Below are 25,601 nucleotides of genomic sequence, written 5' to 3'. Positions count from 1 at the left end.
AAATTGGTTAAATTAGTTCCTTCAAACTGGTTTTCCCAATTTTTGTATTTTATGGACGTTTTACAGACTATTCAGGCGCTGAGAGAAGTATTGAATCAACACAATTATAATTATTATGTGTTGGATAACCCAACAATCTCCGACTATGATTTCGACTTGAAATTAAAAGAATTACAGGCGCTTGAAGAGCAGTATCCGGAATATTTTGACGAAGATTCGCCAACCCAGCGTGTGGGCGGTTTGGTGACAAAAAATTTCGAAACGATTTTACACGAATACCGAATGTATTCGCTGGACAATTCGTATTCCAAAGAAGACTTATTGGATTGGGAAAAAAGAGCGCAGAAAATCCTGGGTGATGTCCCGTTGGAATATACCTGCGAATTAAAATATGATGGAGCTTCCATTAGTATTACTTATGAAGATGGAAGGTTAAAACGCGCCCTTACGCGTGGCGACGGTTTTCAGGGGGATGATGTGACCAATAATGTTAAAACGATAAAAGCCGTACCGATCCGTTTAAAAGGGGATTATCCTCCGAAATTCGAAATTCGGGGGGAAATTATTCTGCCGTTTGCAGGTTTTGAAAAAATGAATCAGGAATTGATCGAAATAGGAGAAACGCCCTATTCGAATCCGCGAAATACCGCATCTGGAAGTCTGAAATTGCAGGATAGTTCCGAAGTTGCAAAAAGACCGTTGGATTGCCTGTTATATGCGCTTGTGGGACAACAATTGCCGTTTCAGTCGCAGTTCGAAGGCTTGGAAAAAGCACGTCAGTGGGGTTTTAAAGTGCCAAAACAAGCACAATTGGCTCAAAGTATGGAAGAAGTTTTTGCGTTTATCGATTATTGGGATACACACCGCCATACGTTGCCGTACGAAACCGATGGTGTGGTGATCAAGGTAAATAGTTTGCAATATCAGGACGAATTGGGGTATACGGCAAAATCACCGCGTTGGGCGATTGCTTATAAGTTTAAAGCCGAACAGGTGTCGACCCGATTGTTGTCGATTTCCTATCAGGTAGGACGAACCGGAGCGATTACGCCGGTAGCCAATCTGGAACCGGTTCAGTTGGCCGGAACGATTGTAAAACGCGCTTCGCTACACAATGCGGATCAGATCGAAAAACTGGATATCCGAATTGGAGATACGGTGTTTGTGGAAAAAGGCGGCGAGATCATTCCTAAAATTATCGCTGTTGATGAAACGCAACGCCCGGTCGATTCACAGCCTACTATTTATATTACGCATTGTCCGGAATGTCAAACCGAATTGGTGCGAAAAGAAGGAGAGGCGCAACATTATTGTCCGAATTTCTATGGATGTCCGCCGCAAATCATAGGGCGAATCCAACACTACATCTCCCGAAAAGCTATGGATATTGAAGGCTTGGGAGGGGAAACGGTGGCTTTATTGTACAATAACGGACTGGTACACGATTATGCCGATTTATACGAATTGACGAAAGAGCAGGTGATTCCGTTGGAGCGAATGGCTGAAAAATCGGCCGATAATTTGATCAAAGGAATTGAAAAATCCAAAGAAGTGCCGTTCGAACGGGTGTTGTTTGCACTGGGAATCCGTTATGTGGGAGAAACCGTAGCTAAAAAACTGGCCAAACACTATAAAACCATCGATGCATTGGCACAGGCAAGTCTGGAGGATTTGGTTCTGGTTGATGAAATCGGAGAACGAATCGCACAGAGTGTGCTGGAATTTTTTGCAAACGAAGCTAATAAAATTATCATCGAACGATTGCGAAGTTTTGGGGTACAACTGGAAATGGCTGCGCATCACGATACGGCCGTTTCGGAGCTGTTGTTGGGTAAAACGTTTGTAGTGTCCGGTGTTTTTGAAAAATTTTCCAGAGATGAACTTAAAAAAGCGATAGAAGATAATGGTGGAAAGGTGGGGAGTTCCATATCGAAAAAAACCGATTATGTAGTGGCCGGAGCCAATATGGGGCCATCGAAATTGGAAAAAGCGAGTCAGTTGAATATCCCGATTATCACGGAAGATGATTTTTTGCTAATGCTTCAATAAGTGTTTTATTGTCAGATGAATTGTAGAAATTAACGTTTTTTTTTGATCCTAATCGATGGAATCTGCTTTTCCCGGAATTTTTGCGTTATTGTAGGACGTCCTATTGTAACTTGCGGCAAAAATCTTTCATTTTTAATCTGTTATGTGGTGTAGTATGGAGCAAAAAGTAAAAGACGGAATAAGTGGGATTCTGATTTTGTTTTATTTTTTGATTGGCGGGATTTCGGTATTGAGTGAATATATGCAGGATCATTTTTTGACGTATATTTCGAAACCCTTCCTGATGCCAATATTATTTTATCTCTATTACCTGAACTCCGAAAAGCGGAACAATGCTTTTGTACTCGCACTTTTTTTTAACTGGATAGCCAATATTGCCTTTGTGGCGGCGACAAAAGACACGGTTTATTTCGGATCGCTGTTTTTTCTCTTGTACCGCGTGATGGTAGTTTATATGTTGGTGGAGCGGATTGCTTTTCCAAAAATTATCCCATTTTTGATAGGTTGTATCCCGTTTTTCTTTATTTATATTACCGTTACAAGCCTTGTCAATGCCGAAATTGAAAACGGAATTTATCTGTTTTGGGTGAATGGAATTTTTATGATTTTTCTGGGTGGTTTTACCCTCGCGAATTATATCTTAAATAACAATAAGGTAAATACCCTGTTACTGATAAGTACCTTATTGTTTACGTTTATCCAGTTTCTCGTAACGATCAACCTGTATTATCTCACGTTGCCGTTGTTTCAGCCGATTTCACTGGCGATGTTTGTCGTGGCGCAGTATCTGCTTTATAAATCCGTTTTGATAATGGATTATAAAAGAGTGTTATACGACAATACTTCTTCCGGAATGTGATTTCGTTTTGTTCGCGTCGAAATAAAAATCGATACGCCCTAAGTTGATACCGTAACAGCCCACTTGATTGATCAATACTTCCTTGCCATCCAGGTTTTTCTCAATAACCGGTTTGCTTAGGAATGTGTGTGTGTGTCCACCAATGATTAAATCAATGTCTTTGGTTCTTCGGGCCAAAAGAATATCGCAGATACGCTCCGGCTCGTTGTTATATTTAAAACCGATATGGGATAAACAAATCACCAGATCGCATTTTTTCTCGTGTTTCAGGATACGGGTCATTTCGGTTGCGGTTTCCACCGGATCGATGTAAACGGTTTCCTTATAAAGCTTTTTGTCTACAAGTCCCTGTAGTTCGACACCCAATCCAAAAACGCCGATTTTAATACCGTCTTTTTCGAATATTTTATACGGTTTAACAATGTCGTTTAGAACCGTGTTTTTAAAATCGTAATTGGCAGAAACGAAATCGAATTTAGCATGGGGTAATTGTGCGTAAAAACCGTCAATTCCGTTGTCGAAATCGTGGTTACCCATAGTGGCCAGGTCGTATTGCAGCATGCTCATCAGTTTGAATTCCAGTTCGCCGCCATAATAGTTAAAATAAGGGGTTCCCTGGAAAATATCACCGGCATCCAGTAGTAATACATTTGGATTTTCTTTGCGGATTTCCTGTATCAGACTGGCACGACGCGCTACACCACCCATATTCGGGTTTTTGGGATCTGTGGCTGGAAACGGGTCGATATGACTGTGAACGTCATTGGTATGTAATATTGTAATCTTTTTAATATCCGGGGCAGTTGTAAAGCTGCTTAGTGAAAGGCCTCCAACGGTAACCAGAGCGGAACTCGCCAATGTGCCTTTTAAAAATTCTCTTCTTTTCATCTTCTTAGTCTTTTATTCCAGGATAATTCTTTCGGTTGTGATAACAGGTATAGTGTCAACTTTTTTAAAGTAATCGATCAACAGGTTGCGGAGTTTATAATCCATATCGTAGGATTGAATTCCTTTTTTAAAGAAATTCATACTGTCGCCGCCATTGGATAAATAATCGGATGTGGCAACATAGTATACCTGATCTTCCTGAAGAGGTTTTCCGTTAACGCTTAACGATTTGATGCTTAAATTGTCTTTGTTGGCTACGATTTTTAAACCGGATAGCGGATGCGGTTTGCGTTCTTTTAAAATATATTCGGCCATTTCACGAATCTGAGCGCCTTTTAATGCGATAATGATCAAACTATTTTCAAAAGGCATGATTTCAAAAGCGGTACGCGTAGTTACATCGCCTTTAGGTAGTGGCGCACGGATTCCGCCATGGTTTAACAGACAGATATCAATGTTTTTTTTCTCGCGTGACTGGAAAATCGGGTTGCCCATTTCGATGGTCACATCGGCCAATAGGTTTCCGATGGTTGTTTGCCAGGTTCCTTTGCTTTTGTCTAAGGTCTCCGGGCAATAGGCCAGTACATGGTCGAGTTCCTGGTTGATGTGATCACGGTAAGGCGCTACATAATCTTCGATAGATTTAACATCCGGATAGGCATTTGTGACACCGATTTGTTTTCCTTCAATTTTGGTGTTGTAGTACTTTTGAGTGGTACAGGAAACCGATAAAAAAAAGCCCGTAAGGACAATAATTGAAGTTAAAATACGGTTATACTTTCTTAATTTTGTCATTTGTTATAATCCTTATTTAATTAACTTTGTATTCCAAGTAAAAGTACTATGTTTTTAAAAACAATAAAGGATTTTTTCCTAAAAAAAATCATTAAAAAAAGATTACCAAACTATAAACTTACCGTTACAACAGAGAAAATACAAACGATTGGTTTATTGCTGGATGAAAGTTATTTTTCGGCTCAGGACAATCTGATAAAGGAGTTGGTTGCGCAGGGAATCCCGGAAAAAAACATTTCTATTTTGATATATAAAGATAAGATTAAGAAAAAAGAGGTCTTTGATTATCCTTTTTTTAGCAGAAAGGATATCGCTTTGGGAGGAGAACCGGTTAAAAAGGAAATACTGGATTTTTGCGAAAATCCGTTCGATATGCTGATCGGCTATTATGATGTGGAAAAAGCGCCGCTGGTTTGGGTGACCTTACAGTCGAAAGCCAAATTTAAAGCCGGATTTGCTACGATCGATAAACGATTGCATCACTTTATGATCGGAACTGTGGCCGAAAAGTACCAGGAATTTGTATCGGAGTTGTTCCGATACCTGAAAATTTTAAACAAAATATAAAAAATAACCATGCAATCATTAATAGGAACCGGTGTTGCGCTTGTGACACCATTTAAAAAAGATTTTTCAGTAGACACCGAAGCATTGATCCGAATTGTAAACCATGTTGTGGATGGTGGCGTAGAATATTTGGTCGTTTTGGGAACAACGGGCGAATCGGCAACATTAAGCCATGACGAAAAAGAACTGGTAATCAAAACGGTTATCGAAGCAAACAAGGGTCGCTTACCATTAGTATTGGGTGTTGGTGGAAACAACACGCATAAAGTGGTGGAAGAGTTAAAAACACGTGATCTTTCGGCTTTTCAAGCGATACTTTCTGTATCACCTTACTATAATAAACCGACTCAGGAAGGAGTTTACCAACACTTTAAAGCGGTAGCGGAAGCATCTCCGATACCGGTTATTTTATATAATGTACCGGGAAGAACGGCGAGCAATATGTTGCCATCGACGGTAATCCGATTGGCAAATGATTTTAAAAATATTATCGGAATCAAAGAAGCGGCAGGTGACATCGTGCAGGCTATGAAATTGATTCAGCACAAACCGGAAGGCTTTTTGGTGATCTCCGGGGACGATATGGTTACACTACCAATGGTTTTAGCCGGTGGTTCCGGAGTGATCTCTGTAATTGGTGAAGGATTTCCAAAAGAGTTTTCAGAAATGGTACGTTTAGGCTTGGAACGAAAAGTAGATGAAGCCTATAAATTGCATTATCTGTTGGCCGATAGTATCGATATGATTTTTGAACAAGGCAACCCGGCCGGTATCAAAGCGGTGTTTAAATCACTGGGAATATCGGAAGATACGGTGCGTTTGCCGTTGGTAAATGTTAACGAAGATTTAGCAAAACGCATTGACGATTTTGTAAAGAAAATAGTAAATTAGCCTTTAATTAAAAAAAAGAAATATATGTTATCAAAAACTATTGAAGCAGCTGTTAATAACCAGATTAAGGTAGAAGCGGATTCGTCACAAATTTACTTGGCAATGGCGTCTTGGGCTGAAGTTCAGGGTTTTGAGGGGATTGCAACATTTATGTATGCACAATCGGACGAAGAAAGAATGCACATGCTAAAGCTTGTGAAATATGTAAACCAACGTGGCGGTCAGGCACAAATTCCGGCCGTTATTGAGCCGTCATTGGACTATTCGTCTTTTAAAGCATTGTTTACACAATTGTTCGAACACGAAGTAATGGTGTCGGCAAGTATCAACGAATTGGTTCACGTTTCATTGTCGGAAAGAGACTATGCAACCCATAACTTCCTGCAGTGGTATGTTTCGGAACAAATCGAAGAAGAAGCTACGGCACGAACTATTTTAGATAAAATCAATCTTATTGGAGATGATAAAGGAGGATTGTACCTGTTTGATAACGATATGAAAAATTTCAGCGGGAATCAGCCAACATCGGCACAATAATAGTATAAAAAACAAGTTTAAAGAAGATGTCATTTTACGGACATCTTTTTTGTTTTTCGGCTGAAAAAAAAAGATTTTGTAATCTCTAATTAATAACTAAATTTGCATTTGCTTTCGGAAAAAGACTTTTTCGGGTTTTGAAGGCATAAAAACTGATAAATAAAATGAGTAAATTTCTATACGTTTTTCTTGTTGCGGTTCTGTTAACATCTTGTAGCCAGTATCAAAAAGCTTTAAAATCGGAAGATTTGGCTATGAAATATGAAGTGGCAACCAAAATGTACGACGCCGGAAAATATTCAAAAGCGATCCGTTTGTTCGAACAGATTGCAGCACCAAACCGAGGAAAACCTCAGGCTGAAAAACTGTTTTATATGTTTGCACAGTCGTATTATCAGACCAAACAGTACTATTTGTCAGGATATCAGTTCGAATCGTTTGTGGCGGGTTATCCGAAAAGTGAGAAAAGAGAAGAAGCAGCTTTTTTAGGCGCGAAAAGCTTCTACCAATTGTCACCGGTTTATTCGATAGACCAGACCGATACGCAAAAAGGTATTGATAAATTACAAGAGTATATTAATACCTATCCGGATTCGCCAAACATGGCCGAAGCGAATAAAATGATCACGGAATTGCGTCAGAAGCTGGAGAAAAAAGCATTCGAAATCGCAAAGCAATACAACACTATCGGAGAATGGTCACGTGATTATAATGCAGCGATCAAGGCATTGGACAATTTTATCGTTGACTATCCGGGAACAATTTACAAAGAAGATGCTTTGTTTTATAAGTTCGATTCAACCTATAAACTGGCAATAAACAGTATTCATTCGAAAATGGAAGACCGTTTGCATACGGCTAAAACAGCCTATTCGGCACTGATCCGTTTTAAGGAAGATACCAAATACAAAGCAAAAGCCGATGAAATGTTGGCTACTATTGATAAAGAATTACAACAATTTTCTAAATAATTAAGAACGTCATGGATTTAAAAAAGACTACTGCTCCGGTTAACACGATTACCTACAATAAGAGTAAGATTGAAGAACCGACAGGAAACGTGTATGAAGCGATCACCATTATGGCAAAAAGAGCAAATCAGATTAATTCCGAAATCAAAAAAGAATTGATCGATAAGCTTGACGAGTTTGCTACTTACAATGACAGTCTTGAGGAAATTTTTGAAAACAAAGAGCAAATCGAAGTTTCCAAGTTCTACGAAAAACTACCAAAACCACATGCTTTAGCAGTGCAAGAGTGGTTGGATGGTAAAATCTATTACAGAGACTCAAATAAATAATCCTAATGTCTGTTTTAAGCGGTAAAAAAATAATACTGGGTGTTTCTGGTGGAATAGCCGCATATAAAACGGCAACATTAGTTCGACTTCTTATCAAAGCAGGTGCTCAGGTCCAGGTGATCATGACACCTGCTTCTAAAGATTTTGTAACCCCCTTAACGCTATCGACTTTATCCAGGCGACCGGTTTTTTCCACTTTTTTTAACGAAGAAGATGAGAATGCCGTTTGGAACAACCATGTCGATTTGGCGCTATGGGCCGATCTGATAGTAATTGCACCGGCTACGGCCAATACCCTTTCTAAAATGGTAAATGGCAATTGCGATAATCTCCTCATTGCAACCTATCTTTCTGCAAAATGTCCGGTTTATTTCGCTCCGGCGATGGATTTGGATATGTATAAACATCCGTCTACGATCGCGAGTTTTAACGCTTTGCGGGATTTTGGGAATCATATTATTCCGGCCGAAAAAGGCGAATTAGCCAGTGGGCTTTCCGGCGAAGGTCGTATGGCCGAACCCGAAAACATTGTCGCTTTTCTCGAAAAAGACCTGGAAGATCAATTGCCATTACGCGGAAAAAAAATACTGGTAACAGCAGGTCCTACATACGAAGCAATCGATCCGGTGCGTTTTATTGGAAATCATTCGTCCGGAAAAATGGGCTATGATATTGCCAAAGCGGCCGCTGATGCCGGAGCCGAGGTGATTTTAGTATCGGGACCAACGCATTTGGATATCCAACATGAACACATTCAGATCCGACGGGTGCAATCGGCACAGGAAATGTATGACGCGTGTCACGACTGTTTTGATCAGGTCGATACGGCGGTTTCGGCTGCTGCGGTTGCCGATTATCGTCCAAAAAATATTGCCAGTCAGAAAATAAAAAAGAATGATGCTGCGTTTTCCATAGAACTGGAAAAAACAAAAGATATACTCGCTTCGCTGGGCGAGGTCAAAAAAAATCAGTTTTTGATTGGATTTGCACTGGAAACCGAAAATGAAATTGAGCATGCCAAGCAGAAAATTCAGAAAAAAAACTTAGATTTGATAGTTTTAAATTCATTAAACGATACCGGTGCCGGTTTTGGTAAACCCACCAATAAGGTAACGTTTATTGATAAGGATTTTTTAGTCGAGCCGATGGAACTTAAAACCAAAGAAGAAGTCGCTCAGGATATTGTCAACAAAATAATAGCTCATTATGCGTAACTGGATACTACTTATACTTACTTTTTTATCGTTAAACAGCTTTGCGCAGGAACTGAATTGTAGTGTAAGTGTAAATTACAGTCAGATTACAAACGTAAACCCGCAGATTTTTAAAACCCTGGAAAAGCAGGTGACGGAGTTTATGAACAATACCAAATGGACCGAAAAAACCTTTAAGCAAAATGAAAGAATCAACTGTGTGGTTTTTATCACGGTAAACGGTTTCGATTCCAACAACTTCGATGCAACCATTCAGGTGCAATCATCCCGACCAATTTATAACTCGACCTATTCGTCACCGGTGTTTAATATTAACGACAAAGATTTTAAATTCCGTTATGTCGAATTCGAAAACATGTACTTTAATCCGAACAGCTTTGATTCCAATCTGATTTCTGTTTTGGCATTCTATGCCAATATGATTATCGGAATCGATGCCGATACCTATCAGAACATGGGCGGTGCAAAATATTTGGATGCGGCTTTGGCAATTGCCAATGTGGCACAATCCAGCGGTTATGAAGGATGGGTACAATCGGAAAAACGAAATACGCGTTACTATTTGATCAATGATATGCTATCGAATACCTATGCACCATTTAGAGAAGCGATGTACCAGTATCATTTACAGGGATTGGACCGAATGGCTGAAAATCAGAAAACAGCCAAGGAAAAAGTAATCGCTTCGATTGAAACCCTTTCGAAAGTACACGACGTGCGTCCGAATTCATTCCTGATGCGGGTGTTTTTCGATGCTAAAGTGGACGAATTGGTGAGTATGTATTCCGGCGGACCAAATGTGGATATTGTACAACTGACCGAAAAATTAAATAGAATATCTCCATTAAATTCTTCTAAATGGAGTAATATAAAATACTAAATTTGTGTTTTACTAAACCGCTGCACAAATTATGTTAACATCCTTATCGATTAAAAATTTTGCTCTGATTGAACAGTTGGATATTTGTTTTTCTAACGAGTTTTCAATTATAACCGGAGAAACCGGAGCAGGAAAATCGATCTTATTGGGTGCGTTAGGCCTGGTGTTGGGACGCCGTGCGGATTTAACCTCCTTAAAAGATAAAGAACAGAAATGTGTGATCGAAGCACATTTCGAAATCCAACCGTACGCCTTACAACCTTTTTTCGAGGAAAATGATCTCGATTACGAAGCGACGACCATCATTAGACGGGAAATCCTGCCATCGGGTAAATCCAGAGCTTTTGTCAATGATAGTCCGGTAAACCTACAGGAATTACAGGAGTTAGGCGATTTTCTACTGGATATTCATTCGCAGCACCAAACAAGGGAATTAACCGATGAGGCCTATCAGTTACAAATTCTGGATGCCTTAGCCGGTCATCAGGATTTGTTGCAGGAATATAAAACCCGTTTGTCGCGTTATAAAGCCATTCGTTCGCAATTAAAACAATTGCAGTCGGAAAAAGACGCCTTGTTAAAAGAGCAGGATTATAATAGTTTTTTATTGGAAGAGCTATTGGCAGCCAATTTAAAAGACGGTGAACAGGAAGAACTGGAAGCTGCTTTCGAACGACTAAACAACGTGGAGTTTATCCGGGAAGCTCTGGACAAATCGATAATGATCGCCAATGAAGAACAAATCGGACTTATTCAGAACTTAAAAGAAGTCAAAGCGACCTTGCTAAAAATAGCACCGTTGTCTATAGAATATCAGGATTTGTCCGACCGGGTTTCCAGTGTGCTGATTGAGTTTGATGATATTGCCGATGAATTACAACGGCATTCCGAAGCCTTGATGAGCGACCCGGAACAATTGGAGTTGACCAATCAGAAATTACAAAATATCTATTCGCTTCAGAAAAAACATCAGGTGAATACCGTTGCCGAACTATTGGAAATCCAACAGGCGCTTGACCAAAAAGTCGTTCAGGCGGACGATATGGATAGCCGGATTGACACCTTAAACCGGGAAGAAACGGAGTTAAAAGAAAGTTTAAACGGATTGGCGGAAACGATTTCGGCCAACCGGACAAAAGCAGCACCGGTTTTAATCGGACAAATAACCGAAATACTCGCGGAACTGGGTATGCCAAATGCCCGTTTTGAATTCGATATCCGCCCGTCGGAAACGTTTTTACCATTGGGAAAAGACGAAGCACAATTGTTATTTTCGGCCAACAAAGGAACCAGTTTCGGATTGCTGAAAAAAGTGGCTTCCGGAGGGGAAATGTCGCGGATTATGCTGGCTGTAAAAGCCATACTGGCCAATTATACCAAATTGCCTACTATTATATTTGATGAAATCGATACCGGAGTTTCCGGGGAAATTGCCCATAAAATGGGGGATATTATGAAAAAGATGAGTCGGAAAATGCAGGTTTTTGCCATTACCCATTTACCGCAAATTGCCGCCAAAGGAAACCAGCATTATAAAGTATTCAAATTCGTTCAGGGAGAAACTACAGTTTCCGAATTAAAACTGCTGACCAATGAGGAGCGTATTGTGGAGATTGCGGAAATGCTATCCGGAAAAGATATCTCCGATTCGGCACGTAACCATGCCCGATCGTTATTAATGGATTAAAAGGATTTTGTTTTGGAAGAAAATATTAGTTACTACGAAAATCAGTTCATCAGGGCTGATGCTTTGATTTCGGATGGAAATGTGTCCGAAGCAAAAGAAATACTCGAAGAAATCCTGGGTCAGTATCCGGATTTTGGAAAAGCACACAATCACCTGGGGTGGATCTATTATACAAAGCTGAGTAATCACGAAAAAGGGGCTTATCACTACAAACTGGCCATGCGTTTTGATCCGAATTACCCGGCGGCTTACCTGAATTATACTTATTTATTAGTCGATCTGGGACGATTGGAGGAAGCCAAAGAGCATATCGCCGAAACGCTAAACACACTTGAAGGAGCGGATAAAGCATCCTATCATAGCGAATTGGGACGGATTTATGAAATGGAATTTAACCTGATTCCGGCTTACGAAGCCTATAAAAAAGCAGCATCCTACGGATTTGGCGCTCAGTTTATTGAGAATATGAAGATGAATATGAACAGGGTAAAAGATAAAATGACTATTTTTGAAAAATTAAAATTGAAATTTACTTAAAAACATAGCTATGTACAATTTATTAAAAGGAAAAAGAGGGATCATTTTTGGAGCGTTAGATGAGAATTCAATCGCCTGGAAAACGGCAGAGCGCGTACATGAAGAGGGTGGAACATTCGTTTTGTCCAATGCTCCGATTGCAATGCGTATGGGTACGATCAACCAGCTGGCAGAAAAAACAGGTTCCCAGATAATTCCGGCCGATGCTACTTCCGTTGAAGATTTGGAAAACCTGGTAGAAAAGGCAATGGAAATCCTTGGTGGTAAGATTGACTTCGTTTTGCACTCCATCGGGATGTCTGTAAATGTAAGAAAAGGAAACCATTATACGAATCAGAATTATGATTTTACAGAAAAAGGATGGGACGTATCTGCGGTATCCTTTCATAAAGTAATGCAGGTTTTATACAAAAAAGACGCCATGAACGAATGGGGAAGTATTGTAGCTTTAACCTATATGGCGGCGCAACGTGTATTCCCGGATTATAACGATATGGCCGATAATAAAGCCTATTTAGAATCGATTGCGCGTAGCTTCGGATATTTCTTCGGAAGAGATAAAAAAGTACGTGTAAACACGATTTCGCAATCACCTACACCAACGACTGCCGGTCAGGGAGTAAAAGGTTTCGGTGGATTTATTGCTTTTGCCGATAAAATGTCACCGCTAGGGAATGCTTCTGCTTTAGATTGTGCCAACTATACCGTAATGATGTTCTCGGATCTTACTAAAAAAGTAACCTTACAAAACCTGTTACACGACGGAGGATTCTCGAATATGGGGGTAAGCCAGGAAGTAATGGAAGCTTTCGAAGAAGGATTAGCCAATAAAAACGACTAAAAGTATAGCGTAATTGAAAATAGAATTACTCGTGAAAACCATCTCTTTGAGGTGGTTTTTTTCTTTTTATAAAGTTTATCTTTGTTAAAAAATAAAGAACCCATGTATTTTTCATTGATAATTCCGGTTTATAACCGACCGGATGAAATTGAGGAACTGTTGCAAAGTTTGGAGCGACAGAATTATAACGAAGCTTTCGAAGTTGTGATAGTGGAAGACGGCTCTACTATTCCGTGTGAAACGGTTGTAGACGCGTTTAAAAGCAAATTGTTTATTTCCTATTACAACAAACCCAACTCCGGACCGGGCGATTCCCGTAACTATGGAATGCGAAAAGCTATTGGACAATATTATATTATTTTGGATTCCGATTGCATCTTACCGGAAAATTACGTAACTTCCATAGCCAATAACCTACAAAAAAACTATGTAGATTGTTTTGGCGGGCCTGACAATGCTTTGGATTCTTTTTCAGACATTCAAAAGGCGATTAATTTTACGATGACATCATTTTTGACCACGGGCGGTATTCGTGGTGGTTCCGAAAAAATAGGCAAATTCCAGCCGCGTAGCTTTAATATGGGCTTGTCTAAAAAAGCATTTGAAGCATCCGGTGGTTTTGGAAACATTCACCCGGGAGAAGATCCGGATCTGTCGATACGACTGTGGGAAATGGGATTTGAAACCAGATTGTATAAAGATTCGTATGTATATCATAAAAGGCGTATTGATTGGAGTAAATTCTATAAACAGGTCAATAAATTTGGAAAGGCAAGGCCGATATTGGATTCCTGGTACCCAAAATACCGGAAAATAACCTTTTGGTTTCCAACCTTATTTTGCTTAGGATTCCTGGTTGCCATAGCACTTTATGCCTTTGGAATTTCGTTGCTTTTTCAGTGTTATGCATTATATTTTGCGATTTTATTCCTGTCCGGAATCATTGAAAATGCGAGTTTAAAGATTGGATTTTTAGCCGTTATAGCTGCTATAATTCAATTTTATGGCTATGGAATCGGCTTTTTCAAATCGTTTTTTAGGATAACTGTACTAAAAAAACAACCGGAAAAGGCATTTCCGGAATTATTTTTTAAAAAATAAGACATGACAAAAATTGTAGGACTCACCGGTGGGATCGGAAGTGGGAAATCGACCATCGTAGCATATATCCGTTCGAAAGGTATTCCGGTTTATATAGCTGATGATCAGGCAAAAAAGATAATGGACGATCCTGAAATTATAAAAAAAGTCCGGGGAATTTTTGACGAGAATGTTATAGAAAATGAAAAGTTAAATCGCAAAAAAATTGCAGAATTAGTGTTTTCTTCACCTAATTTATTAAAAAAATTAAATGAAATTATACATCCTGCTGTTAGAGAAAATTTTGATAATTGGTTAAAAAATAATGAAAAAAGTAGTTTTATAGTTAAAGAAGCTGCAATTCTTTTTGAGAGTGGCAGTTATAAAGATTGTGATAAAATCATATTGATAACGGCTCCGCAAGATATTCGTATTGAGCGGGTTATGAATCGGGACAAAGTAAGCCGTGAACAGGTGCTTGACCGGATGAAAAACCAATGGGACGATGCGAAGAAAGCAGAATTTAGCGATTATATAATAGACAACACCGATTTGTCGGTTTCTTTAAAAGAAGTGGAATTAATTCTTAAAGAATTGAATAAAATGTAAAAACCGTCATAGATGTTAATCTTTGGTTAATGTTTTTAAGGAATAAATGTTAAAATGTTAATTTTGTTTTGATGAATAAAACGAGATTCCTCTTATTGATAATCCTAATGAGCCTGTCGTTGGTGGGTATTATTCTGGTACAGTTATTCTGGATTAATACTTCCTACAAGAACAACGAAGAACAATTCAAGTACCACGTACAACAGGTTATCGGAAGTGTAGCGAATAAACTACAACAACAGGAGTACTTTGAGTTCTATGAAAAGTTCAACAAGTTAAAGGATAGTATTGGAAAAGTGCCACGACAAAGCGATTTGTTAGAGTATTTTTATGTGAAACGCGATCCGAAAACCAACGAGCAAATCATTTACTCCAACACCATCGTTTTAGAAGATTACAATTTAAATCGTTCGTTCTTTGATAAAAGATCTGACTCCGTTTCGCTCAAAAGTTTCGTAGCGAAGCGAAAAACAGAAATCTATAATGGAAATGTGGTCGATAATGCCGCAACTTTTCAGAAAGCGCCGATGCCGGATGTAACGATCGAAAAAGAAGGAAATCTCGATATCCTGGATAAAGCCCAGTTTGAGATCTACTTTAAGGATATCGTCGGTTTAAAGCCTATTCAGGAGCGTGTTTCGAAAGAGAAATTGCATAGTATGTTGCAAAACGAACTCAGTCAGTACGGTGTGAATACGCCCTTTGAGTTTGGAATTTACAGCAATATGTTGGCGACCAAAGTAAAATCGGAAAATTTTAATTACGATAAAAACTCAACCTATAGTATTCCGGTGTTTCCGGATAACGAAGGCCAAAGCAAATACCAGCTTTTGTTGAGTTTCCCGCAAAAAAATAAATTCCTTTTTTCGTCATTGGTCGGTATAACCACGCTTTCCATCATCTTTACGTTGGTCATTATTGTAGCCTATTTTAGTGCACTAAACCAGCTAATACGACAAAAACAGATTTCGGAGATCAAAACCGACTTTATCAACAATATGACCCATGAGTTTAAAACACCTATTGCCACGATCAATCTGGCTTTGGATGCGATTAAAAACCCAAAGATCATTGACGATAAAGAAAAAGTACAACGCTACCTGCAAATGATACGGGATGAGAACAAACGAATGCACGCTCAGGTAGAAAATGTACTCCGGATTTCCAAACTCGAAAAACGGGAATTGGAAATCAGCAAAGAACCAACAGACGTTCATTCGATTATAGAAGATGCAATTGAACATGTTAACCTGATTGTGGAAGACCGTGGCGGGATCATTAAAGATCACTTGAATGCCAAAAGAACCACAATATTGTTAAACGACGTACATTTTACGAATGTAATGGTTAACATACTGGATAATGCGATAAAATATTCACCGGAAGCACCGATAATTGATGTGACAACAGAAAATGTCAAGGATTTTATACTGATCAAAGTAAAAGATCACGGAGCGGGAATGAGTAAAGTAGCTCAAAAAAGAATTTTTGAGAAATTTTACCGGGAACATACCGGCGATTTACACAATGTAAAAGGACACGGGCTTGGATTAGCCTATGTAAAGCGAATTGTAGATGACCATAACGGTCAGATATTCGTTGAAAGTGAGAAGGGAAAAGGAAGTACCTTCATTATAAAAATGCCACTAATAAATTAATGATATGGATACGACTAACAAAAAAATTCTTTTAGTAGAAGATGACCCCAATTTTGGAGCAGTGCTCAAAGATTACCTTTTAATAAATGATTTTGAAGTTACTTTAGCCAAAAACGGAATGGAAGGTTTCGAAAAATTCAAAAAAGACAACTTCGATTTATGTATTTTGGACGTAATGATGCCTTACAAAGATGGTTATACCTTAGCGAGAGAAATCCGTGAAAAAAATAAAGAAGTGCCGATTATCTTTTTAACGGCCAAATCAATGAAAGAAGACGTTTTAAAAGGCTATAAAGTAGGTGCAGATGATTATTTGAACAAACCTTTTGACTCGGAAGTATTATTGATGAAGATCAAAGCGATCATTCAACGTAAAGCATCTGAAGTAAAAACAGACAATACAAAATTTGAATTCCAGATTGGTAAATTCCACCTGAACTCCAAATTGCGATTCCTTTCGTTCCAGAATGAGGAGCCGATCAAATTGTCACCTAAAGAAAATGAATTGCTAAAAATGCTGGCCTTACATGAAAATGATTTGATGCCAAGAGAATTAGCATTAACCAAAATCTGGAGAGACGACAACTACTTTACCTCAAGAAGTATGGACGTTTATATCGCCAAATTGCGTAAATACCTGAAACAGGATGAGGATGTTGAAATCCTGAACATCCACGGAGAAGGTTTCCGTTTGGTAATTAAAAATAAAGTTACAGAATAAAAAGCACCCAAGCTACTTAGAAAAAAAGAAGCGCCCGGATTCAAATCCGGGCGCTTCTTTTATGATTTATTTAGTTACACCTGACAGGTTTTCGAAACTTGTCAGGTAGTTGTATTTATTTCCAATCCAGTTGTAACGCAAAACAGGTTTTATCGGCTTTAGTAACCGAAAAATAAGTTGGTTTCACTTCCGGTGTTTTATGAATTGAAATCGCATCATTCAGGTTCAGTTCCCGTAAAAAATTCATTTCAAAACTTTTGATTTCCTGTTTTAAGACAGCTTTGACATCGAGCGTATCCAAACACCATTCCAGGTATTTTACATTGTTAACATGATTCACAATGTCCAGATCAGACAATACCACATTTCGGTTGTCTACTGTTTCTGTATCGCGGGAAACATTAATTTTAGAAAAGTGCTGTTCGGTGGCATGCCATTCCGGATATTTTTCAAAATGTTCATGTGGTAAGGCCAAGGCCTCGGCTTTTCTGATTTTAGTATTAAAAACAGCCCAAAAAGTAGAAGCTCCGGCTACTTTTTTTCCATTCAGATACATTTCGATATTTCGGATGGAACGCGAACCCTGTAGGTCTTCGATCCAGGTTTTAACCGTTACTTTGTCCATCCATTTGGGAAGAACGTCGGTTATTTCTACACGAATACGACTCAAAACCCAGGCCTGATCGTGTTGTTGCATATCATTAAAACTCAATCCACCGTGAATGGAATGTTCTGCTGCTGTCAATTGTAATATATTGCACAAATCAACATATTTCAGGTAACCAAAAGGAGTGCATTGTGTAAAATTAATTTCCCATTCGTGTTCGTAAACGGAAGTAAAATCAGGCGATATAGGCATTGTTATGTATTTTGGGTTTGTTGATCCGCATACGCAATAATCTGCGCAACGGGAGTATTATAATCGAACCATCGAGTGTTTTCGGTACGTTTAAACCAGGTAATCTGCCGTTTGGCAAAACGGCGTGTATTCTTTTTAATCTCTTCGATGGCAAAATCGAGCGTGTAATCTCCATCAAAATAACTAAATAATTCCCGATAACCGACGGTTTGTAAGGCGTTTAACGTTTTATTGGGATAAAGCAATTGGGCTTCTTCAAGCAAACCGGCGTCCAACATCAGATCCACACGACGATTGATACGGTCGTACATCACCTCGCGCGCGGCTTCCAGTCCGATAACGACCGGAATAAAATTGCGTGCATTTTTTTTCTGATTCAGAAAGGACGAATACGGTTTTCCGCTACCCAGGCTAACTTCCACAAAGCGCATCATACGCTGTGGATTTTGTAGTGTTTGCGGATTTTCGCAACTGATTTTACGATAATATTCCGGATCAAGTCGTTCGAGTTGCTCCTGAAGGTAGGTAATACCGCTGTTTTCGTAATTTTTCCGAATGTTTTCCCGTACCGATGGATCGATGTCCGGAAAATCGTCAAAACCTTTTAAAATAGCATCTACATACAAACCGGAACCGCCCACCATAATCTGCACATTATTTTTAGCAAACAGTTCGTCGAGTTTTGTTATGGCTTCTCTTTCGAAATCGCCAACCGTATACGGATCGAAAACCGAAATATGCTGGATAAAATGATGCGGTGCTGCGGCAAGTTCGGCTTCTAATGGAACCGCGGTACCGATAGTCATTTCTTTAAAAAACTGACGACTGTCACAGGAAAGGATATCGCATTTAAAGTGTCGGGCGAGTTCAATACTTAAAGCCGTCTTGCCAATAGCGGTCGGGCCTATAATGGTGATCAAATAATTAGCCATTTGTTAATTTTTCGCCACAATGATGGCAATATCTGGAATCTTCGTTATAAATGATAGTTGTACAGGATGGACACTTTCGTTTTCCGTCCATATCGGGAGCATTTCGTTTGGCATTGGCAAACTCGGCTGTTACGATACCGGTTGGAACCGCAATGATGCCGTAACCCATAATCATAATAAAAGCTGCAATAACCTGACCTAAAGTGGTCACCGGTGCAATATCGCCATAGCCTACGGTTGTGAGAGTAACGATACACCAGTAAATACTTACCGGAATACTGGTAAAGCCACTTTCCGGCCCTTCGATAACATACATAATCGCACCAAGTAAAATGGAAACGACCAATATAAAGTAGATAAATACGATGATTTTGGTCCGACTGGCTTTAATAGCCAGTTTCAGTTGAGATTCCTGTCCGGTAAAATGCACCAGATTCAGAATGCCAAACAAACGGAGTAGTCGCAAGGCCCTGATAACAGACAGCATTCGTGACCCGGGGACAAAAAAAGACAAATACATCGGTAAGATGGAAATAAGATCCACGATACCGTAGAAACTAAAAACATATTGCAGCGGACGCTTGTTACAAAGGATTCGGAGGGCATATTCGATACTGAAAAATACCGTAATAATCCATTCCGAAACCACAATAAAGGTGTGGTATTTCGCATCGAGTTTTTCGATCGATTCGAGCATAACCAGCAAGACACTCAGTAGGATAACGCCCAGTAAGGCCAAATCGAAAAGACGCCCGGCAAACGTATTGGAACCATAAATAACAATATACGTTTTTTGTTTAAAAAGATCGTATTTGGTTTTTAAAGCTTTCAAAACGGTTTGGTGTTAAAACGTTACTACTTTGTTGACTTTTTTCTTCCGCAGGTAATTCTGAATAATATTGCGGGTATCCCGGTTGTTTTCCATCGGGATAATGATCTTTTTTAGAATATCGATGTTGTTGATCTGGTAATTCAGATCGTAAAAACAATAGCCTTTATAGATGCCATTTTCCACCAATATGGCCGTTCGTTCGTCGATACTGCGACCGCGATCCACAATAACCATATTCTGGTTCTGAAACTGATAGTTGTCGATAAAATCCTGTACGCGTACATTGTACTCTGCAGCCCTTTCTTTACCGATGCAGGCACCGTTACATTGTTTGATATCGTATTGAAAACAACCTTTTTTGGTATCGTACAAACCGTTGATCTTCTGACACAATTGGTATTCGGCGGTAATCTTATGCAGGAAGTTTTTACCTTCCACAACGGTTACAAAAGAGGTAATTTCTTTTTTGCGACCATCGGCTTTTGCCAGACGAAGACTCAAATAACCTTCGCTGTCTTTTTCAACATATAAAGCCCACGGAAAGATGGTTTTGCGTTGTGCACGGTTATAAATCGGTTTGTTGATCTTGATTTCTTCGCTTTCTTTTAAAAGCGCAATCAATTCGCTACCGGTTTCTTCAAAAGTGACGGCGTAAACCTCGTTTTGTATTTTTTTAGCCTTACGGGAAGTTCCTGTAAAATGCTGGTTAACGCGTTTTTTAATGTTTTTGCTTTTGCCGATATAAATAATGGTTCCGTCTTCACGATGGATGTAGTAAATGCCGGTTTTGGATGGAATACCTTCCACAATGTCCAGCAATTTTGGCGACATCCCGGATTTGATTTCCTTTTTGATAAAAGTCGTGACGATTTCCTTTTTAAGATCCTTGGACAAAAGCATTTTAAACAGCTTTACGGTGGCCATCGCATCGCCGGTCGCACGATGACGGTCGGCGATTGGAATGCCAAGACTACGAACGAGTTTTCCAAGGCTATAGGAAGGCTGATCGGGAATTAGTTTTTTAGATAACTCTACCGTACACAGCGTATTACGGTTGAATTCATAACCCAATCGTCGGAATTCCATACGGAGTACGCGATAATCGAAAGCCGCATTGTGCGCCACGATAATACAATCCTGTGTAATTTCGATGATACGTTTGGCGACTTCATAAAATTTAGGAGCCGAACGTAGCATGGCATTATTAATACCGGTCAGTTTAACTACAAACGGTTGTATGGGAATTTCAGGGTTAACCAGACTAATAAACTGATCGACCACTTCATGGCCGTCGAAACGATAGATGGCAATTTCGGTAATGCCTTCTTCGTTATATTGTCCTCCTGTTGTTTCTATGTCAAGTATAGCGTACAATTCTGTGTCTGAGTTTTAAAATTCGCGGTTAGCGGGAGCCAAAAATACTGCTTCCGATCCGTACCATTGTACTGCCGCAGTCGATAGCAATAGCATAATCGCCCGACATGCCCATCGATAAAATGGAAAGGTCAGTAGTTTGGGTCTTATTATTTTTATACGTGTCAAAGATAGCTTTTAAACGGCTAAATTCTTTTTTAATTTGCGCTTTACTATCGGTAAAGGTTGCCATTCCCATTAAACCTTTAATTCGCACGTTTTGCAAGTCCTGTAAAGCATCGGAAGTGAGCAATGTTTTTAATTCGTTTTCATCCAATCCGAATTTGCTTTCTTCTTCGGCTATATATATTTGCAGCAGACAATCGATAACCCGATTGTTTTTTTGCGCCTGCCTGTTAATTTCCTGTAGTAGTTTTAAACTGTCCACACCGTGAATCAGGCTCACATATGGCGCCATATATTTCACTTTATTGGTCTGAACATGGCCAATCATATGCCATTGGATATCCTTGGGCATTTGTTCCCATTTGTCGGTCATTTCCTGGATCTTATTTTCCCCGAAAATACGCTGACCGGCTTCATAGGCTTCCATTAAATCGGAAACGGGTTTGGTTTTGGAAACGGCTACCAGTGTAACCTGTTCCGGTAAGCCTGCTTGTATTGCTGTAAGATTTTCACGTATTGTCATAGCGTCATTACTGTTTTTGCCAAAATTAAATTTCATAAACCACAAGACCGCTTCTGAACTTCGGTTCGATAAAGGTGCTTTTTGGTGGCATGATCAAATTGGCATCGGCCAGATCCTTAATTTCTTTAATTGTAATCGGGAAGAGCATAAAACCAACTTCAAATTCGCCATTATCGACCTGTTCTTTGATGGTTGTAATGGATTTTGTACCGGGAACATATGCAATTCTGTCGTCCGTTCGTAAATCGTCAATACCTAGTATCGGTTGTAAAACCGTTTTGTAAAGAATCTGAGCATCTAACCCGGACAAGGCATCATCAAAGATAAAGTTTTCTTCTTTAAGTTTTAAAGAATAAAAATCGTTATCCAGATACATACCAAACTCAAATTTATGCTTTGGTTTCCACAATTCCTGTTTTTTGCTTTTGATCACAAAGTTATCGGCCAGTTTTTTGATAAAATCCTCTTTGGAAAAACCATTCAAATCGCGGATCAATCGGTTGTATTCGTAAATTTTCACATTGGTATCGGCAATCAGATAACTCATAAAATAATCCAGATTCTGATTTCCGGAATTTTTATCCTGTTGGTATAATAATTCTGCCGATGCCGAACGGTGATGGCCGTCGGCAATATACAAATCGCCAATGCTTTTAAATTGTTCCTGCAGCCATTGGATCTCTTTTTCGTTTGCAATCTTCCAGAGCGTATGTTTTTCTTTATTCGTCGTAGAAAAATCCAATAGCGGACGTTCCTGCGATTTAGTCGTGATCCATTCGCTTAAAGCCGTATTGCTATTATAGGTGATCAATACAGGTTCGGTATTAAAACCGGTTTGATGCAAATAATCTTTAAACAAATCCACGCGATACTGTAGCGTATCTTCGTGTTTTTTGATCACGTTATCCTGATAATCCTTGATGGATGTTCCGGCCAGAATTCCGATAAACGAATGATTTTTGGATTCGATCTGATACAGATACAATACCGGTTTGTCTTCCTGAACCAGAATGCCGTCCCTTTTAAAATCGGCATATTTATGCGCCACCGCTTTAAAGCGTTTGTCAAAACCAATTTTTTGCTGGTTCACATAGGCCGGATTTAAAATATGCAAAAAGGAAAACGGATTAAACTCCAGATAAGCAGCCAGCTCGGTAGCCCCGTAATCGTCGTACGAACGGGAAGTTACCAGACTTACTTTGTCTGCCGTAGGATGAACCGCTTTAAAAGGTTGTATTATAGCCATTGAATCGAAATTAAAATTGGCAATTGATAACCGAAATTACCAATTGCCAATCGGGTATACGTATGATTAAGCGAACATTTTCGCAACTTTCTCTGCTTTTTTGCTTTCGGAATAATCGTAGAAACCTTCACCGGATTTTACGCCCAGTTTTCCGGCCATTACCATGTTGACCAATAACGGACAAGGTGCGTATTTAGGGTTTTTAAATCCGTCGTACATTACATTCAGGATCGAAAGACATACGTCCAATCCAATAAAATCGGCCAATTGTAATGGTCCCATCGGATGTGCCATTCCCAGTTTCATAACCGTATCGATTTCGGATACTCCGGCTACGCCATTGTATAAGGTCTCGATAGATTCGTTGATCATTGGCATTAAAATACGATTGGCTACAAATCCAGGGTAATCGTTTACTTCTACTGGTGTTTTACCAAGTTTTACAGACAAGTCCATAATCGTTTTGGTTACTTCGTCGGTTGTATTATAACCGCGGATAATTTCAACCAATTTCATAATCGGCACCGGGTTCATAAAGTGCATTCCGATAACACGTGCCGGGTTTTTCACCACAGAGGCAATCTGCGTAATGGAAATAGAAGAGGTGTTGGAAGCTAAAATCGTATTTTCGTTACAAACCTCGCTTAATTGTTTGAAAATGTTCAGTTTTAACGTCACATTTTCCGTAGCTGCCTCAACTACTAAGTCGGCATTTACCACACCGTCTGCAATGTCGGTATAAGTGATAATGTTTTCGATAGTCGCTTTTTTGTCGGCTTCGGTAATGGTTCCTTTGGCAATCATACGATCCAGGTTACCAACGATAGTTGCCATTCCTTTTTCCAATGATTTTTCGGAAATATCGATTAATAATACTTTAAAACCGCTTTGTGCAAAAGTATGCGCAATTCCGTTGCCCATGGTACCGGCTCCGATTACAGCTATGTTTTTCATTTTATGGTTGTTTTTTAATGTTTGTTATAATTCCGTTTGATAGTAACGTATTCGGGATGATGATTCTATTTTGGGTATCGTCCAGAATAATGGTGTCGTGTAGGTTTACTTCCAATACACGTCCCGATTTGCCCTGAAATTCGATATAATCGTTCACGCGGAACGGTTTGAAAATCAGGATAAAAATGCCGCCCACGATATTACTCAACGCCTGTTGTGAGGCGAATCCGGCGATTAAGGTGGTGACACCGGCACCGGCGAGTAGCGAGTGACCGTAGGTTTTGGCGATCGGTAAGGTGAGCAAGGCCCATCCAAATCCGAATAAATAAATGATAGCGGTCGCAAAATGTTTAAAAAAAACATAATTCGTCGGATCGCTGTCTATGATGTTGGATTTTTTGAAAATCAGTCGCTTTAGATACAAATTGGCAAAATACGAGAATAGCAGTGTCAGTCCGCAAATAATTGCGAAATGCACCAACGTTTCCGTATCCTGAAGTATCCTTTGGATCATGCTTATTTTTTAAAACAGTCGATAATCTGATGTGCCACCCGAAGTGCTTCTGTTCCGTCTTCCAACGTTACAATTGGTGTTGTATTGTTGTTGATGGCATCGGCAAAAGTCTCCAGTTCGTCCAGAATCGCATTGTTTTGTTCTACACTTGGATTATCGTAATAGATTTGTTTTTTGACACCTTCGGCATTTTGCAGGATCATATCGAAATCACCCGGTACTTCCGGAGCGTCTTTCATTTTTACCACTTCACAGATTTTGTCAAGGTAATCCACCGAAATATAGGCATCTTTCTGGAAAAAACGGGCTTTACGCATGCTTTTCATCGAAATCCGACTGGAGGTTACATTAGCCACACAACCGTTTTCGAATTCAATTCGGGCGTTGGCAATATCCGGAGAATCGCTGATCACCGAAACACCGCTGGCGCTAATATTTTTGACTTTGGATTGTACCACACTCAGAATAGCGTCGATATCATGAATCATCAGATCCAACACTACCGGAACATCGGTACCACGGGGATTAAACTCCGCCAGACGGTGCGTTTCGATAAACATCGGATTTTCGATTTTGTCTTTTACTGCTTTAAACGCCGGGTTAAAACGTTCCACATGGCCTACCTGACCTTTTACCTGATGTTTGGCGGCCAAGGCTATGATTTCACGGGCCTCATCGACCGTGTTAGCGATGGGTTTTTCAAGGAATATGTGTTTTCCGTTTTCGATGGCTTCTTTGGCACAATCGAAATGGGAAAGGGTAGGGGTTACAATATCAACCACGTCAACAGCCTGAATCAGCGCGGTTATGGAGTCGAATTTTTGGTAACCAAATTCCTGAGCCACTTTTTCGGCATTATCGGTATTCGGGTCGTAAAACCCTACTAATTCATATTTTTCAGATTGATTGAGTAATCGTAAATGTATTTTTCCAAGGTGGCCGGCACCTAATACGCCAACTTTTAGCATGAGCATCTATTTTCAACAAAAATAAAAGATTTCGACGTAAAAACTTCTATTTCAAATTTAAAAGTTAGGGGATTTTTTTTAAGAGAGGCTCGTGTTAATAATTTCCGGAGATGGATTTCAA

At 39.5% G+C, this 25,601-nt stretch carries 27 protein-coding genes; 16 read left to right on the top strand and 11 right to left on the bottom strand.

Annotation, left to right across the window (positions count from 1 at the left end; genetic code table 11):
* Positions 1-51: 51 nt before the first annotated feature.
* On the top strand, positions 52-2,049 hold the full coding sequence (gene ligA / locus ABFU83_RS10265; RefSeq protein WP_347065704.1) for an NAD-dependent DNA ligase LigA: 1,998 nt from the start codon (positions 52-54) through the stop codon (positions 2,047-2,049).
* 154 nt (positions 2,050-2,203) lie between these two features.
* On the top strand, positions 2,204-2,908 hold the full coding sequence (locus ABFU83_RS10260; protein WP_347065702.1) for a lysoplasmalogenase family protein: 705 nt from the start codon (positions 2,204-2,206) through the stop codon (positions 2,906-2,908).
* Here the strand turns inward: ABFU83_RS10260 and ABFU83_RS10255 are convergent.
* Complete coding sequence (locus ABFU83_RS10255) at positions 2,879-3,796, bottom strand: metallophosphoesterase (RefSeq protein WP_347065700.1); 918 nt, start codon at positions 3,794-3,796, stop codon at positions 2,879-2,881. The genes ABFU83_RS10260 and ABFU83_RS10255 overlap by 30 nt on opposite strands.
* A gap of 12 nt (positions 3,797-3,808) precedes the next feature.
* The gene (locus tag ABFU83_RS10250; protein ID WP_347065698.1) at positions 3,809-4,591 is read right to left on the bottom strand and encodes a 5'-nucleotidase; all 783 of its coding nucleotides are present in this window, start codon (positions 4,589-4,591) and stop codon (positions 3,809-3,811) included.
* Positions 4,592-4,639: 48 nt separating this feature from the next.
* On the opposite strand from ABFU83_RS10250, the gene ABFU83_RS10245 reads away from it, so the two are divergent.
* From ABFU83_RS10245 to ABFU83_RS10180, 14 genes are all read left to right on the top strand, one after another.
* Positions 4,640-5,158, top strand: a complete 519-nt coding sequence (locus tag ABFU83_RS10245) for a hypothetical protein (RefSeq protein WP_347065696.1) — start codon at positions 4,640-4,642, stop codon at positions 5,156-5,158.
* A 9-nt stretch (positions 5,159-5,167) separates the two neighbouring features.
* Positions 5,168-6,049 carry a 4-hydroxy-tetrahydrodipicolinate synthase gene (dapA, locus tag ABFU83_RS10240; RefSeq protein ID WP_347065695.1) on the top strand — a complete coding sequence of 294 codons (882 nt, stop codon included), beginning with the start codon at positions 5,168-5,170 and terminating at the stop codon, positions 6,047-6,049.
* 24 nt (positions 6,050-6,073) lie between these two features.
* Positions 6,074-6,586: a ferritin gene (locus tag ABFU83_RS10235; protein ID WP_300488445.1), complete on the top strand. Its 513-nt coding sequence runs from the start codon at positions 6,074-6,076 to the stop codon at positions 6,584-6,586.
* A 164-nt stretch (positions 6,587-6,750) separates the two neighbouring features.
* Positions 6,751-7,557 (top strand): outer membrane protein assembly factor BamD, encoded by an 807-nt coding sequence (locus ABFU83_RS10230; protein WP_347065693.1) that lies wholly within the window; start codon positions 6,751-6,753, stop codon positions 7,555-7,557.
* A gap of 11 nt (positions 7,558-7,568) precedes the next feature.
* Positions 7,569-7,886, top strand: coding sequence for a DNA-directed RNA polymerase subunit omega (locus tag ABFU83_RS10225; RefSeq protein ID WP_347065691.1), 318 nt, complete (start codon positions 7,569-7,571; stop codon positions 7,884-7,886).
* A gap of 5 nt (positions 7,887-7,891) precedes the next feature.
* Positions 7,892-9,100: a bifunctional phosphopantothenoylcysteine decarboxylase/phosphopantothenate--cysteine ligase CoaBC gene (coaBC, locus tag ABFU83_RS10220; protein ID WP_347065689.1), complete on the top strand. Its 1,209-nt coding sequence runs from the start codon at positions 7,892-7,894 to the stop codon at positions 9,098-9,100.
* Positions 9,093-9,980 (top strand): DUF4835 family protein, encoded by an 888-nt coding sequence (locus ABFU83_RS10215; RefSeq protein ID WP_136402539.1) that lies wholly within the window; start codon positions 9,093-9,095, stop codon positions 9,978-9,980. Before coaBC ends, ABFU83_RS10215 begins: the two co-directional genes overlap by 8 nt.
* A 31-nt stretch (positions 9,981-10,011) precedes the next feature.
* The gene (gene recN, locus ABFU83_RS10210; RefSeq protein WP_347065688.1) at positions 10,012-11,667 is read left to right on the top strand and encodes a DNA repair protein RecN; all 1,656 of its coding nucleotides are present in this window, start codon (positions 10,012-10,014) and stop codon (positions 11,665-11,667) included.
* A 12-nt stretch (positions 11,668-11,679) separates the two neighbouring features.
* Positions 11,680-12,204: a hypothetical protein gene (locus ABFU83_RS10205; protein WP_347065686.1), complete on the top strand. Its 525-nt coding sequence runs from the start codon at positions 11,680-11,682 to the stop codon at positions 12,202-12,204.
* Between the two features lie 10 nt (positions 12,205-12,214).
* A complete protein-coding gene (locus tag ABFU83_RS10200; protein WP_347065684.1) occupies positions 12,215-13,045 on the top strand; it encodes an SDR family oxidoreductase in 831 nt (276 codons plus the stop codon).
* Between the two features lie 102 nt (positions 13,046-13,147).
* Entirely contained in the window at positions 13,148-14,146 is a 999-nt protein-coding gene (locus tag ABFU83_RS10195) for a glycosyltransferase (protein WP_347065682.1), read from the top strand.
* A 3-nt stretch (positions 14,147-14,149) separates the two neighbouring features.
* Positions 14,150-14,734, top strand: a complete 585-nt coding sequence (coaE, locus tag ABFU83_RS10190) for a dephospho-CoA kinase (protein ID WP_347065680.1) — start codon at positions 14,150-14,152, stop codon at positions 14,732-14,734.
* Positions 14,735-14,805: 71 nt separating this feature from the next.
* Complete coding sequence (locus ABFU83_RS10185; protein WP_347065678.1) at positions 14,806-16,392, top strand: HAMP domain-containing sensor histidine kinase; 1,587 nt, start codon at positions 14,806-14,808, stop codon at positions 16,390-16,392.
* Positions 16,393-16,396: 4 nt separating this feature from the next.
* Complete coding sequence (locus ABFU83_RS10180) at positions 16,397-17,113, top strand: response regulator transcription factor (RefSeq protein WP_136402546.1); 717 nt, start codon at positions 16,397-16,399, stop codon at positions 17,111-17,113.
* 115 nt (positions 17,114-17,228) lie between these two features.
* Here ABFU83_RS10180 and ABFU83_RS10175 read toward each other — a convergent pair whose 3' ends face one another.
* The 9 genes from ABFU83_RS10175 to ABFU83_RS10135 form a co-directional block, all read right to left on the bottom strand.
* Entirely contained in the window at positions 17,229-17,972 is a 744-nt protein-coding gene (locus tag ABFU83_RS10175) for an acyl-ACP thioesterase domain-containing protein (protein ID WP_347065676.1), read from the bottom strand.
* A 2-nt stretch (positions 17,973-17,974) separates the two neighbouring features.
* Positions 17,975-18,904, bottom strand: coding sequence for a tRNA (adenosine(37)-N6)-dimethylallyltransferase MiaA (miaA, locus tag ABFU83_RS10170; RefSeq protein ID WP_347065675.1), 930 nt, complete (start codon positions 18,902-18,904; stop codon positions 17,975-17,977).
* Complete coding sequence (locus ABFU83_RS10165) at positions 18,897-19,736, bottom strand: ion transporter (RefSeq protein WP_347065674.1); 840 nt, start codon at positions 19,734-19,736, stop codon at positions 18,897-18,899. The genes miaA and ABFU83_RS10165 overlap by 8 nt, the downstream gene beginning before the upstream one ends.
* Positions 19,737-19,748: 12 nt before the next feature.
* The gene (locus ABFU83_RS10160) at positions 19,749-21,110 is read right to left on the bottom strand and encodes an exonuclease domain-containing protein (RefSeq protein ID WP_347065673.1); all 1,362 of its coding nucleotides are present in this window, start codon (positions 21,108-21,110) and stop codon (positions 19,749-19,751) included.
* Between the two features lie 28 nt (positions 21,111-21,138).
* Positions 21,139-21,798, bottom strand: a complete 660-nt coding sequence (locus ABFU83_RS10155) for a YggS family pyridoxal phosphate-dependent enzyme (RefSeq protein ID WP_347065671.1) — start codon at positions 21,796-21,798, stop codon at positions 21,139-21,141.
* Positions 21,799-21,823: 25 nt separating this feature from the next.
* Positions 21,824-23,044: a DUF1015 domain-containing protein gene (locus tag ABFU83_RS10150; RefSeq protein ID WP_347065669.1), complete on the bottom strand. Its 1,221-nt coding sequence runs from the start codon at positions 23,042-23,044 to the stop codon at positions 21,824-21,826.
* A 66-nt stretch (positions 23,045-23,110) separates the two neighbouring features.
* Positions 23,111-23,998, bottom strand: a complete 888-nt coding sequence (locus tag ABFU83_RS10145) for a 3-hydroxybutyryl-CoA dehydrogenase (protein WP_347065668.1) — start codon at positions 23,996-23,998, stop codon at positions 23,111-23,113.
* Position 23,999: 1 nt separating this feature from the next.
* Positions 24,000-24,512, bottom strand: a complete 513-nt coding sequence (locus ABFU83_RS10140; RefSeq protein ID WP_347065667.1) for a mechanosensitive ion channel domain-containing protein — start codon at positions 24,510-24,512, stop codon at positions 24,000-24,002.
* Between the two features lie 2 nt (positions 24,513-24,514).
* Positions 24,515-25,480, bottom strand: coding sequence for a Gfo/Idh/MocA family oxidoreductase (locus ABFU83_RS10135; protein WP_347065665.1), 966 nt, complete (start codon positions 25,478-25,480; stop codon positions 24,515-24,517).
* Positions 25,481-25,601: the final 121 nt, after the last annotated feature.

The organism is Flavobacterium sp. WV_118_3 (assembly GCF_039778605.1).
GTDB lineage: Bacteria > Bacteroidota > Bacteroidia > Flavobacteriales > Flavobacteriaceae > Flavobacterium.
This window is presented reverse-complemented; position numbering and strand designations above follow the sequence as displayed.